The organism is Shewanella sp. NKUCC01_JLK, assembly GCF_019345615.1.
In the GTDB taxonomy this organism is placed as follows: Bacteria; Pseudomonadota; Gammaproteobacteria; order Enterobacterales; family Shewanellaceae; genus Shewanella; species Shewanella oncorhynchi.
In genome coordinates this window covers 22,648-35,316 of the sequence record NZ_JAHKRD010000008.1, presented here as the reverse complement: position 1 = coordinate 35,316, position 12,669 = coordinate 22,648, and the positions used below count along the sequence as shown (strand labels likewise).

Annotated in this window: 8 protein-coding genes; 4 read left to right on the top strand and 4 right to left on the bottom strand. The window is 44.5% G+C overall.

The annotated features are described in order from the left end of the window. Positions 1–80: 80 nt before the first annotated feature. From KO537_RS10020 to KO537_RS10010, 3 genes are all read left to right on the top strand, one after another. Positions 81–896: a helix-turn-helix transcriptional regulator gene (locus tag KO537_RS10020; protein ID WP_105252987.1), complete on the top strand. Its 816-nt coding sequence runs from the start codon at positions 81–83 to the stop codon at positions 894–896. A gap of 246 nt (positions 897–1,142) precedes the next feature. After that, positions 1,143–2,612, top strand: coding sequence for an inorganic phosphate transporter (locus KO537_RS10015; RefSeq protein WP_219234466.1), 1,470 nt, complete (start codon positions 1,143–1,145; stop codon positions 2,610–2,612). A gap of 134 nt (positions 2,613–2,746) precedes the next feature. After that, a complete protein-coding gene (locus tag KO537_RS10010) occupies positions 2,747–3,595 on the top strand; it encodes an isocitrate lyase/phosphoenolpyruvate mutase family protein (RefSeq protein WP_219234413.1) in 849 nt (282 codons plus the stop codon). Between the two features lie 337 nt (positions 3,596–3,932). Here the strand turns inward: KO537_RS10010 and KO537_RS10005 are convergent, their stop codons facing one another. After that, positions 3,933–4,886 (bottom strand): DUF72 domain-containing protein, encoded by a 954-nt coding sequence (locus tag KO537_RS10005; protein WP_219234412.1) that lies wholly within the window; start codon positions 4,884–4,886, stop codon positions 3,933–3,935. Positions 4,887–5,177: 291 nt separating this feature from the next. Between KO537_RS10005 and KO537_RS10000 the strand changes: the two genes are divergently transcribed. Continuing rightward, a complete protein-coding gene (locus KO537_RS10000) occupies positions 5,178–6,605 on the top strand; it encodes a diguanylate cyclase (RefSeq protein WP_219234411.1) in 1,428 nt (475 codons plus the stop codon). A 134-nt stretch (positions 6,606–6,739) separates the two neighbouring features. Here the strand turns inward: KO537_RS10000 and KO537_RS09995 are convergent, their stop codons facing one another. From KO537_RS09995 to lpoB, 3 genes are all read right to left on the bottom strand, one after another. Beyond that, a complete protein-coding gene (locus KO537_RS09995; protein ID WP_173246509.1) occupies positions 6,740–8,632 on the bottom strand; it encodes a methyl-accepting chemotaxis protein in 1,893 nt (630 codons plus the stop codon). Between the two features lie 497 nt (positions 8,633–9,129). After that, positions 9,130–11,763, bottom strand: coding sequence for an aminopeptidase N (pepN, locus tag KO537_RS09990; protein ID WP_105250049.1), 2,634 nt, complete (start codon positions 11,761–11,763; stop codon positions 9,130–9,132). 256 nt (positions 11,764–12,019) lie between these two features. After that, positions 12,020–12,613 carry a penicillin-binding protein activator LpoB gene (gene lpoB, locus KO537_RS09985; protein ID WP_173246506.1) on the bottom strand — a complete coding sequence of 198 codons (594 nt, stop codon included), beginning with the start codon at positions 12,611–12,613 and terminating at the stop codon, positions 12,020–12,022. Between the last annotated feature and the right edge of the window lie 56 nt (positions 12,614–12,669).

Sequence of the window (12,669 nt, the reverse complement as noted above, 5' to 3'; positions counted from 1 at the left end):
TTTTCCTGTGTCTTTTATGGGATAACGCTATGCTACAATCCTTTTTATTTGGCTGAATAACGTTATATGGACAAGTAATGATGCTAAGTCGCCAACTCGATTCGATTAACGCCATTATTGAGCAAGCGCCTAATATGCCTTCTTTTATCAAAACGATTGAGATGCAGAAGGGTTATGTGGATGTTTTACACCAGCACTGTTGGCATCAGCTTATTTTTCCGCTTCAAGGCCTGTTACAGACAGAGGCAAATGAGGCACTTTTTTTGGTCCCCCATACCACAGCGCTTTTTGTGCCTGCAGGTGTCATGCATGAGTCTGTTGCGATTACAGATACCTGCTTTATTGGTGTCTATTTGAATCCTATGTATGGCCGAGATTATGGTGCCATGGTTAAGCCCGTCGCTATGAGTGCTTTTATAAGGGAGTTAGTGTTAACGCTCAGAAAACAATGTGCTTTTAATACCCCAACGAATGTTGAACCAATGGTTCAGGCGTCAATACTGCGTTTGCTTGAGGTGTTATATGATCAAATTAATAGTGCGGAAGGACAGACTTTCAAGTTACTGATACCGCAAGATAGGCGCCTAAAATTGATTTTTGAGCATTTAACCCAAACGCCAGCTTTAGATTTCTCTTTAGTGAAATGGGGTGAGATGGTTGGAGCATCGGAACGAACATTGTCGAGGCTATTTGTGAGGGAGTTTAGTTCTTCATTCGTATTATGGCGTCAACATTTACGGCTGATCTATTCGCTGTCGTTATTGGCCACTGACCTATCAATACAGAATGTGGCCCACCAAATTGGTTATCAAAATGATTCATCCTATATCAAAGCCTTCAAGGAGCGTTTTGGGATGACGCCACAGCGATTTCGGTTAGGCGATCATGGGATATAACCCTGTTACGGTTTATGGCGTTTAACACTGCTTTTAGTTGAATTATTTAACATTGAATCAATGTTTGCCCTTTTCGCAGCACAGATATTCATTTAGCCGAATAAAATCAAGCCAGTTGTAATTGCAAGCATGCTACTGAGTTATTGGGGGCTAATTCACTTTTTGACAATCTAAACAATTTTTCACTGTAAAAGACCCCAAACTTGGGCGTAATCTGTGGGCGTTCTCGCCATGGGTAAGTATTTTATGTTTGAAATGTTCACAACGTTAGGCTTTGCGTGGTCGGTGGGTTTAGTCCTTGCCGTACTTTTTGTACTGGCATACGAATTTATTAATGGCTTCCACGACACGGCAAATGCGGTGGCGACGGTGATCTATACCAAGGCTATGCCGGCAAATCTGGCGGTCGTTACCTCTGCACTATTTAATTTTGCGGGTGTGCTGTTAGGGGGGTTAGGGGTGGCCTATGCGATAGTGCATTTATTACCCGTAGACTCCTTGCTCGGTATGGACTCAATCCAAGGCTTGCTGATGGTGTTTTCCCTGCTATTTTCGGCAATTATCTGGAACTTAGGTACTTGGTATTTTGGTATTCCGGCATCGAGTTCCCATACCTTGATTGGTTCGATAATGGGCGTGGGTGGCGCGTTCGCTTGGATAAATCATCAGCCTATCCTACAGGGCATTAATGTCTCTAAAGCAACGCAGATCATGCTGTCCTTGATTATTTCGCCGACCTTAGGGTTTGTGATGGCAGGGATTTTTTTGCTCATCATGAAATACGTTTGGCAGAAACATAAAATTCACCGTACCCCAGATGAGCAGATGCAGATTAATGGTAAAAAACACCCTCCATTTTGGGCAAGGGCGAGTTTAATTATCTCCGCTATGGGGGTGAGTTTCGCCCATGGTTCTAACGATGGACAGAAGGGGATAGGTTTAGTGATGCTAGTGCTGATTTGTATGGTACCGGCTTATTTTGCCTTGGACATGGGCAGTCAACCCTATGATTTAGAAAGAACTCAAGATGCTAATCGTCGCATTATGGCGATTTATGACCGTAACCAAGCCGTTATTGCGGATGTTATCGACTTTAAAGCCTTGGTCAACGTTCCCGAATATATGCTGGCCCATTGCTCATCTGCCAATGTATTACCGGCGATGTCGTTGCTTGACCGTCGCTTAGCAAAAGTCTCAACTTACAAAGATATGGATGTAGAAGAGCGACGCGAGGTGCGACGTTTATTGTTGTGCATCGATGATACTGCTCGCCAAGTGGCTAAATTGGATCTTCCTGCTAAGGATTTGAGTTCATTGGCTAAATGGCGAAAAGATCTCACTAGAACTACTGAGTATGCGCCCATTTGGGTGATTATTGCCATTGCTACTGCGCTGGGTTGCGGCACGTTGGTGGGTTGGCGGCGGATTGTATATACAGTGGGGGAAAAAATTGGTTCATCGAGTATGACTTACAGCCAAGGCATTGCCGCGCAGGTCACCGCTGCCGTCTCTATTGGGATTGCCAGTATGACGGGGATGCCGGTATCGACGACTCATATTTTGTCTTCCGCTGTAGCGGGTACTATGGTGGCTAATCGTTCAGGGCTTCAGATCCAAACCATTAAGCAGATCATGCTCGCTTGGCTGCTGACACTACCTATTACTATGTTGCTCTCCGCGAGTGTGTTTATCCTTGCCAATGCACTTTGGGGTTAGCCAAGAATACTCAAGTTGAATGCTCACATAGCCAAGCCTTGAGGGCTTGGCTTTTCGGTTCAGTGCCGTTTCCCGCGATAATTACCTAAGCCATCTTGTTAGAGTTGAGCCTTCAACACCAACAAGGACATAAGATGGCTGAGCAATCTAGAATACTTTTCAAAGCACTACATCAACAATCAGAGCCGCTGATATTAACTAACGTTTGGGATGCCGCCAGTGCGGCCATCATCCAAGCATCGGGCGCCCGTGCGATTGCGACCAGTAGCGCGGCATTGGCTTGGTCGCTTGGTTATCCCGATGGGCAAGCGCTACCTAAAGCGGCTTTATTGGACGTAGTGAACAATATCCTACGACTGAGCCGAGTGCCCGTGACGATAGATATTGAATCTGGTTATAGCCAAGATCCCTATGAGGTTGCTGCTTTTGTTGCGAAGCTCGCTGAGCTTGGCGTAGCAGGAATTAATATTGAGGATGGCAGTGCAGGTGTTGCTGAGATGGTGGCAAAAATTAAAGCTATTCGCGCCCATCCTCGTTGCCAAGGATTATTTATTAATGCGCGAACTGATGTGTATTTACTGGGTTTAGCCAGTGGTGAGGCCGCTGTTGTTATGACTATCGATAGGTTAACTCAATATCAGGCTGCGGGTGCGGATGGTGGCTTTATCCCTGGCGCGAATCAGGTCGAGACCGCTAAGCGCTTGTCTGCCGCTGTGGATATGCCACTGAATTTTATGCTATTGAATGAGCAGATGGATATCGGCGAGTTATTTGCCGCAGGTGTGCAGCGTTTTTCCACTGGCCCAGCTTCATTTTTACAGGCCTATAGCACTTTGCTTAATCCAATTTTGTTAAATTCAATTAAGGCAAAACCGTTTCAGCGAGAGTCAAATGATGCGGTTATTGCCGTTGATAAGGATTCAATACCTAAAGCCATTTCCCTTGGTTTTGAGCAAATGAATAACTTATTTATCCCGAGTTAAAGCTGTTTTTCATCTATACCCAAGCTACCTGAAGATACGAGTTTCAGAGCGCTTAGGGTGCTTCAATTCAAGGCGCATCAATGACAGAATGTCGGCCACCTTCTGAATTGATGCAACACGGAAGTGGAGTGCCCTAAGCGCTCCGTCCCGGCGGGTTTTAACGCACTCTATGCCGTGTTGGCTATTTTTAACTTAGTCCACTAGGTCTGCAAATAGCCGCCTTGCCTAAAGTGCGTTAAATTCCCGCTGAATCCTGCATCTTCAGGTTGTTTGGGTATATACCCACGGCGAGTTTGCCGTGGGTTTCTTCTTACGTCCGTTTTACTTAGCGCCCGTTTTACCAAGAAAGTCCCATCTGCGTGCTTGTCTCCTCAGGTTTCTTATCAAGCAGGCGTAGCTCGGCGAGTTGAATGTGCGCTGCAATTTGGCTGCGCAATTTTTGATAGAGACGGATGGCTAGTTCAGGCGCGGCTTCATTGTCGGGAGTATGGATAAACAGATAGGGTTCTCGACCTTCTGCGAGCCACTGCGGGAGTTGGGTGAGCCAATTATCAAAAAAGGTATCGTTATCCTTAGGTAAAACAGCAACGCCTTGCTGTGCGAGTTGTGCGACGGCATCGTCTGGTTGGCCGATAAAGCGCACCACTGGATTATTGGCGGTGGCAATTGCATGCACTGGCACTCGAGGTTTTTTCTTGTGAGCGTCGATAATCGCGACATTGCAGGGCGGCAGTGCAAACAAGGGCCTACTGTCCATGATGATGCGATTCACTTTTTTATCGATGAGTAATCGATTAAGCGCACGCTCGGCATCTCCTTTAGCAAAAAACGCTGCATGCCTGGCTTCGACGCCATAGGTTAACCCTTGGGGGATTTGATCTAGAAATTGCGCTAACGCAGGCAAGTTTTCTGGGCCGAAATGGGCGGGCAGTTGAATTTTCCAGATCCCTGTTTTATCGATTAATGGTGCCATTATCTGGAAAAAATCTTTCAATTCTTGGCCGCAGTGTTGCAATAATCTTTGGTGAGTGATGGTTTGCGGTAGTTTGAAGGTAAAACGAAAGCTATCGGGCGTGGCACTGTGCCAATTCATTACTGTTTGCTGTGCAGGCGTTGCGTAGAAGCTGGTGTTCCCTTCGACAGTATTGAATATTGTCGCGTAACGGGCGAGTCGCTCCGCTCGTTTAGTTCCGTGACCATACACACTTTCTTGCCAATTCGAGTGCGACCACATGGCAAGCCCAAGGCGAAAATGCTTGGGTTGATGTAACGGAGAGCACAATCGGTCCAAAAATAAATTCCTTTAATGCGATTTGCGCGTACCAAAGCAGCGCCCTGATGTTGACCAACATTTTAGGGCATTGTGCCGATATCTGTCGTCCAGAGTCAAATAGTGCCACCGATGGCCTTAAGTATTGTGTTTGATTTTGTTTGAATTTAACTCTGCAAAAGTCGGACTTAACTGAGCCAACTCTGGAATGACATTGAAAATTAACCTACTCTAATAGTGCGTTATTATTATTTTTATGCTTATGATCAAACTTAGGACTTAGCCAAAGACGGACGTTTATTGGAGAATTACGTGAATAATGATGGCTACACTTCCTTAAGCAATTTTATCGACCTTCTCTTGGATGCTATTTGTGTCGTCGATAAAGCGGGGAGGTTTGAATTTGTCAGTGCTGGGGCAGAACGTATTTTTGGCTATACCCCAGAAGAAATGATGGGTATGCAGATGCTAGATCTTGTCATTCCAGAGGATAGGGAACGCACTCTCGCAACGGCCAATGAAATTATGGCAGGTCGCTTTAAAGTCGATTTTGAAAACCGTTATGTGCGTAAAGATGGTGTTATCGTCGATATTCTTTGGTCTGCACGTTGGTCCGATGCTTATCAACAGCGTGTCGCAGTCGCTAGAGATATTTCTAAGAGCAAAAATGCCGAACGTAGACAAGCAGCCTTATATGAGATTTCAGAGGCTGTGCATGTCGCTGAGGACTTGCTAGCCCTATATCGTCGAATTCATGAAATTATTGCTAAATTATTGCCTGCAGCAAACTTTGCTATTGCATTGTACGATCAAGATTTAAATGAATTAAGTTTTCCTTATAAAGCCGCTACTGGCGAGGATTCGCTTATCGATACCGCAAGTTTCAGTGTGTTCACTGACCAAGTGATCCGCAGTGCTGAGTCTTTACTCCTGTGTCCCGTGACCTTAACTGATTATCCCCAAGCGATTCGTGAAGATTTGGGTAATGGTAGTTTAAGTTGGCTGGGTGTGCCGCTAAAGCTACAGAAAGGCGTTATCGGCGCTTTGATTATGCATAGCTTGCCCACTTCGGCTTCATATACACACCAAGACCGTGAGTTATTGGAGTTTGTTTCTACGCAAATAGCCTTTGCGATTGAGCGCCGACAAATGCTCGCGCGATTAGAGCATATTGCACTTTATGATCAGTTAACCTTGTTACCCAATCGTGAGCTTTTTTACGATAGATTTCAAAAGGCGCTATCTCGAGCCCATAGGGAATCAAGTTATTTCTCTTTGCTTTATTTAGATTTAGATAAATTTAAGTGGGTTAACGATACTTTTGGTCATAGCGTGGGCGATTTATTACTGCAAGTGACAGCGCAGCGAATAGTCAGTTGTGTGAGGGGCTCAGATACCGTTGCGCGTTTTGGGGGGGATGAGTTTGTCATCTTACTTGAACGAGTCGATTCAGCACATAATACCCTGCTGGCCGCACAAAAAATATTGCAAGTATTCGAGCAACCCTTCGAGCTTGCCGAACAGCAGATCTATATTCTGCCGAGTATCGGTATTGCTCTGTATCCAGAGCACGGTGAAGATGAGAAACAGCTTATTTCCTGTGCCGATACTGCTATGTATAAAGCTAAAAAGAATGGCGGAAATCGAATTGAAATGGGTTATCAAGGATTAAGAAACTTACATGCTGAGCTTCGGCCTGAGGCCAATATTCCTGAAAATAAAGCGATGAAGATTATTTAAGCTTGCTTTAGGTAAGCCATTGTAAGTCTTTGAAGAAATAATATGTAAAGAAATGCCCGCAAATGTCACTGACACTTGCGGGCATTATTGTATGGAATTGTTGATGTAATCTTTATATAAAATAAGGCTTTTGATTACAGTTTGAAGCGATTAACTTCCTGCTGCAATGATGCGGCTAAATGGGCGAGCTCTTGAGCTTGGACCATAGACGTTTGTGCCTCAATCGAGAGATTCTCTGACACTTCACGAATCGACTCTGTATTACGGTTGATTTCGCTGGTGACTGAGGTTTGCTCCTCGGCTGCTGTGGCAATTTGGCTCGCCATATCTGAAATATCATTAATGGCTTTGCTGATTTGCAACAGACTTTCGCTGGCTGAATTAGCATCGGCCACACTGGTTTCTGCCATTTCATGACTTTGAGTCATAGACTTAACGGCTTTGCCTGCGGTTTGTTGTAGGGTTTCGATCATCGCTTGAATTTCTTGTGTCGATGAATGCGTACGTTGTGACAGTACACGCACCTCGTCAGCAACTACAGCGAAGCCGCGACCTTGTTCTCCGGCACGTGCCGCCTCAATGGCTGCATTGAGTGCAAGTAAGTTGGTTTGCTCTGCGATGCCACTAATGGTCAACAAAATGCTGTTGATCTTTTGTGAGTGCTCGTTCAGTTCACCGATAATTCGCCCTGCAGTTTCGACTTCACTGGCTAAATTACGGATAGATTGCTGGCTTTGCATTACCTGTTTATGGCCATGGTTTGAAAGTCCGACCGCATTTTGAGCTGTCTGCGCTGTATGCTCAGCATTACTGGCAATTTCCTCGGTGGCGCTGGCCATTTCGGTCACCGCAGTGGCAACCATAGTCACTTCATCTTGCTGTACTTCAATGCGTTGGCTGTTATCCGTTGCCGACGCACTACTTCCTTTGGCTTGATATTCCAATTGACCCGCAATTTTGTGCATGCGGGAAATCATACCGTGTAGACGTTCTACAAAGCGGTTAAAACCCGAAGCTAACATACCAATTTCATCGTGACTGTTGGCAGTATGAATGCGCACAGTGAGATCGCCATCTCCCTCGGCAATATCATTGAGTGCTTGGGCAACGCGTTCGAGATCTTTGAATTGAATTTTAAAGATGGCGATTAAAATCAAACCAAACAGCACCAATAGTGCAACACCTACGGCAGACATCCACCAAGCGAGATCGGTTGCCTGTGACATGATTTCTTGCTTATCCATTACGAAAATCAGCGCCCAGTCTGTTGAGGGTATTGCCGCAACATAGACTAACTTAGTGGCACCATCGAGGTTTCGCTCTTCCATCGTATTGGCATTAGTGCGCTGTGATAACCAGTTATTACTAAAATTACTATCGATTTTAGTGAGTTGTTGAGTATTTAGCTGGCTATTGGGATGACTAATAATGAGCCCTGCATTATCGACCATCAGAGTGTAACCTTTGCCTGGTACTTGGAGGCGCTGCACTGCATCTGTTAACTGATCTATGGTTAAGTTCGCAGCCGCTACGCCTATGAGCTGGCCTGAGCTCATCACAGGTTCTGCTATAGTTACGACTTGTTTTTTCAATGTGGCGCTGACGTAGGGCGCCGTCATGATCATTTTACCCGCCGTTTTAGCATCCATATACCAAGGGCGAACGCGGGGATCATAATTTGCGGTATTCAGCGACGGATCTTGACGATACATGTTGCCTTGCTCGTCACCATAGTAGGTGAGGGCAAAGTCAACCGCAGTATGCGCTTGCAACAAATGAGGGGTAACGTTGGTACTAGGATCGGCTTCAATGGTTTGCTTTAGGCTCGTAATGGCCATTTTTCTGTCTTGTATCCACTGACCTATGCCGGATGAAAAAGTCTTCGCCAGTTGGTCAATTTCATGTTGGGTGTTTTCTAACGCATTATTTCTAATGAAATAACTAGAGATACTCACGAGTACAGCAATAGTGATCAGTACAGCGGAAAGACTGCTAAACAGCAGCCGCGTTTTGAGTGTCGATCGCATAATCTATATCCTTTATATTCCGTTAGCTCTCTAACGTTGTTTTAGTATAGCGGCAGTACGGGGCAAAACATTAAATCATTGAAGAATTATAGTAATAAATTTAGAAGTGACGCCCATAATTTATGAATTTAATAATTACATGATTTTTATATCAATAACGATTGCGTCAGCGGTTGTTTATTTGATGAGCTGATGGAACTTAGCAGACTAAACTGAAGAGATGAATAATATTTTACAGGTGATAAATAACATTAGTTATCGTCAGTAAGCCGTTAAAATACATAAGCTCAAGCTAACAATTTAATTAAATATGTCACTGGTTGTGAGTGTGATTAATTCATTATTCAGAATGCTGGCTTGTTTATATCAAAGGTTAGTGAGCTTAATTTTGCGCAGGTAGCATCTTGTGTGCTGGTTCAAGTTTAAGACTCATCTGTAATAGAACATAAAAAAGGGACTCCTAGGAGCCCCTTGTTAATTTTAAAATGACCTAAATATTAGTGGGTCATCTTATTTTTGATCAGCACACAACGCTGCTCTATTTGACGGGTTTCCAGTAGATTACGGCGGGTAAGGTTAGATAGCCCAGTTTGGCGATCAAGTACTTTGTCCAATGCCGCTATGCTAGTGTAATTACAATCGGTTGGGATGAGGAAATGGCTATAATTACGCATAAATACAGGCCCTTTTTTGTCCATATCCATTAAGCTCGCCAGACGCTCTTCCGCTGTAGCCGCGCTTAATAGTTTTTGCTCAGCAGGATAAAGATTTTGCATAATAATCCGCTGTTTGGAGAAAGGTAGGCTGTCTAGATGTACTTTACTTAACCAACGACGTTTTGCGGCCGCTTCAGGGCGGATCACTTGTGCCGCAAGTGCCGCTTTTTCACCAGAGTCTGAATTATCCTTGGCAGCTTCTTTGGTTAAGCGCTGCAGCGCGTTAGGAAAATCATAGCGATTAAGCTGGGTGATGATTGCCCATCGTAAATCTTGATCTAAAGTTAACCCCTTAATTTTTGTTTCACCATCAATGAGTTGTGCTAAATGACGCAGTGAATCTCTGTCGCTTGCTAAACTGACATAGGCATTGAACCAGATCCGTTGGAAATCATTATCGCCTTTATTTTCCATTGCTTTTCTCAGACTCATTTGGCTTAAGCCTTTAATTGCATTTTCAGCGTAGTTTTGCTGAATAGGGGCGATCTGCGCGAGATATTCCTTCGAGCGCAACATGCTATCGATGATCTGACCAACAATCGTGTAGTCCGTCTCAGCAGGCGCGTTAACAAACACTGTGCTTAGGTATTGATCTAAGCTCAATTTACCTTCGCGGACGCTGTCCCACAGACTTTGCCACAGCATAGATCGCAGTAGTGGATCGGAAATATTACTCAGTTGTTGTTTTGCGGTATTAAATGACTTGTCATCAAGCTCGACTTTCACAAAGCCCCAATCATCAAAGTTTGGATAGACTAGGTCAGGGCAGCGCTCACCAATCAGTTGTTTAACTTCAGTACGCTCGCCTTTGTAAGTCACTGGCACTGTAATGTCATTTCGCAGATCAAAGCGACCTTGGGTAAATAAAGCCACTTGGACTTTTTGTTCACGTAATGTGGGTAGCTCTGCGCTTGCAGGGAGCTGTCGTAGGCTAAATTCGCTGATTCGGTTGCCCTCACAACGATATTCCGCCTTGATGGTGTTAACGCCCGCGCTGTAGAGCCATTCTTGAGTCCATGCACTTAAATCGCGGCCAGCGGCTTTCCCTAGGCTATTGATAAAATCGTCTAACTCAGCGTTTTGATAACTGTATTGTTTTAAATAGTTACTGACGCCACGACGAAACACCATGTCCCCGAGTAAATGGCGTAATTGTTTCAGCGTTGATGCGCCTTTTTGGTAAGTGATAGCATCGATATTGTCGAAGGCGTTCTGGGTTGTTGCTACTGGTACTTCAATGGGGTGCGTGGTGACTAAGCTGTCTTGCTCATAGGCTTTTTGCTTGCCTTTAGCGTAGAAGGTACGCCAAGCATTGGTGAACTCTGTGGCTTCTTGAGTCGCAAGTGTGCCCATAAATGAAGCAAAACTTTCATTTAACCACAAGCCATTCCACCATTTCATGGTGACGAGATCGCCAAACCACTGGTGCGCCATTTCGTGCATGATCACGCCCGCAAGATTTTGCTTCTGATCTGCTGTCATAGCTGCTTTATGAAGGAAGATATCTTCGGAAAAGGTCACTGCGCCCGCGTTTTCCATCGCGCCATAAAGGAAGTCTGGCACTAGAATTTGATCGTATTTCTTAAAGGGGTAAGGAATACCAAAGTAATTATCGAAAAAAGTTAACCCTTGTTTTGTATAGGTAAACCAATCCTGCTCCGTGACTTGGTTAGCAACGGATTGACGGGCGAACAGGCGCATAGGATAGCGGCCTGAGTTGTCTTGCCACATGTGATAAGGGCCCGCGTGCATCGAAAAGTTATATGGGCTTAGCTTAGGTGTTTGTGGAAAAGTCCAACGATTGTAAGCACCCGCTGGGGTGATTTGGCTTTCACGCATCGAGCTAATGACTTGCCAGTCTTTGGGCGCTGTTACCGTAATTTGATAGTTAGCCTTGAGATCCGGTTGGTCGAACACTGCGAACATCTGCTGAGCTGCAGCGGGTTCAAAATGAGAGTAGAGGTAGACCTTGCCATCGATTGGATCTTTAAAACGGTGTAAACCTTCACCATTGGTGCTGTGGGCACGGCTAAATTGCACTTCTATGGTATTTTCACCTGAGGTGAGCAAACGCGTATTTAAGCTGATGTAAGCGCCATTGTAATTGGGGTATACGGCGGTACCGTTGATGATAAAGCGTTTTATCTGCGCCTTGTTTAAATCTAAGCTCAGTTGTTTTGGCACTTCACTTAATTGAAATGTCACTTTGGAGGTGGCGGAAAACTCGGCGTCCCCTGTGAGCTGAAAATCCAAGTCATAGTGAATATCGGAGATGACCTGCGAGCGAAGCGCAGCCTGATATTGGCTAATATAAGCGCTAGCATCACGTGGACCCGTATTGAGTGTACTTTGGGTTGCACACGACATTAATGTGCCGCAGGTAAGGGCAACGAGACTGGCTTTAAACAAGTTCACAACTTAAATCCTTCAACGATTTGTTTTGTTTTCTGCTTGGATGTTTGCATTCAATATCGTGTGTGTAGGTTTGCCTTTGTGGCAAATTATCCCTCGCGCCAGCGCCAATTTTGAGCATCATCATCGCAGTGTATTTTGGCCGAGTACACTACCTTATTTACCTTGGATTACCAATGTTAAAAATGTAAAAAAAAGCCAGCGTTAACGCTGGCTTCTTGAGATTACTGTTTGGCAGAATTAAGTGCCAATAGGACAATTACATGCCTAAGAAAGACTTAGACTTCATCTTACGGATTTCTTTTTCATCAGACCATTCGATAAGGCCTGTTTCTAAATCCATTAAACGCATTGTCATCTTATAGTAGACGTCTTTAGTGCTACCGTCTTGCTTCACTATGCTAGATAAATTGCCATATAACATGTATTGAGCGCCAATTTGACGACCAAACTTGATGGCGGTTGATGGGTCAACCATGCCAGTGTTGTTTTGGTAATCCAGTTGTTTACGGACTGAATCTACTTTAGTCATGTCGATAAAACGGAACTTGCCTGAGCGCAATAATTTGTTACTGATAGAGTCAGTGACAGACTCAGTGTCGATATGTTCTGAGGTTTTGTTTTTGATGCTATCAACAAATAAAATCGGGCGGTCATTGGCTGTTATTGCCACGATAGGAGGGAAAGTCATCATGCTATCCACCATCTTGGCTGCAATAGCTTGTAGATCCGTCGAGCCAAAGTTCTCATTGACGGTTTCAACTTCTGTGGCATCGCCATATTCGACTTTAGATTGACATGCAGCTAGACCCATAACGGCAGCCAGTACAAAAATCAGTTTAAATTGTTTCATAGTCAGTTCCATTTTGTGATTGTATAAACTTAATGACACACGTCTTATTCAAATAC

Coding starts and splice junctions, on each gene's coding strand:
- KO537_RS10015 (WP_219234466.1), top strand. CDS start 1,143: ATGTTTGAAATGTTCACAACGTTAGGCTTTGCGTGGTCGGTGGGTTTA.
- lpoB (WP_173246506.1), bottom strand. CDS start 12,613: ATGAAACAATTTAAACTGATTTTTGTACTGGCTGCCGTTATGGGTCTA.
- KO537_RS09995 (WP_173246509.1), bottom strand. CDS start 8,632: ATGCGATCGACACTCAAAACGCGGCTGCTGTTTAGCAGTCTTTCCGCT.
- KO537_RS10010 (WP_219234413.1), top strand. CDS start 2,747: ATGGCTGAGCAATCTAGAATACTTTTCAAAGCACTACATCAACAATCA.
- KO537_RS10020 (WP_105252987.1), top strand. CDS start 81: ATGCTAAGTCGCCAACTCGATTCGATTAACGCCATTATTGAGCAAGCG.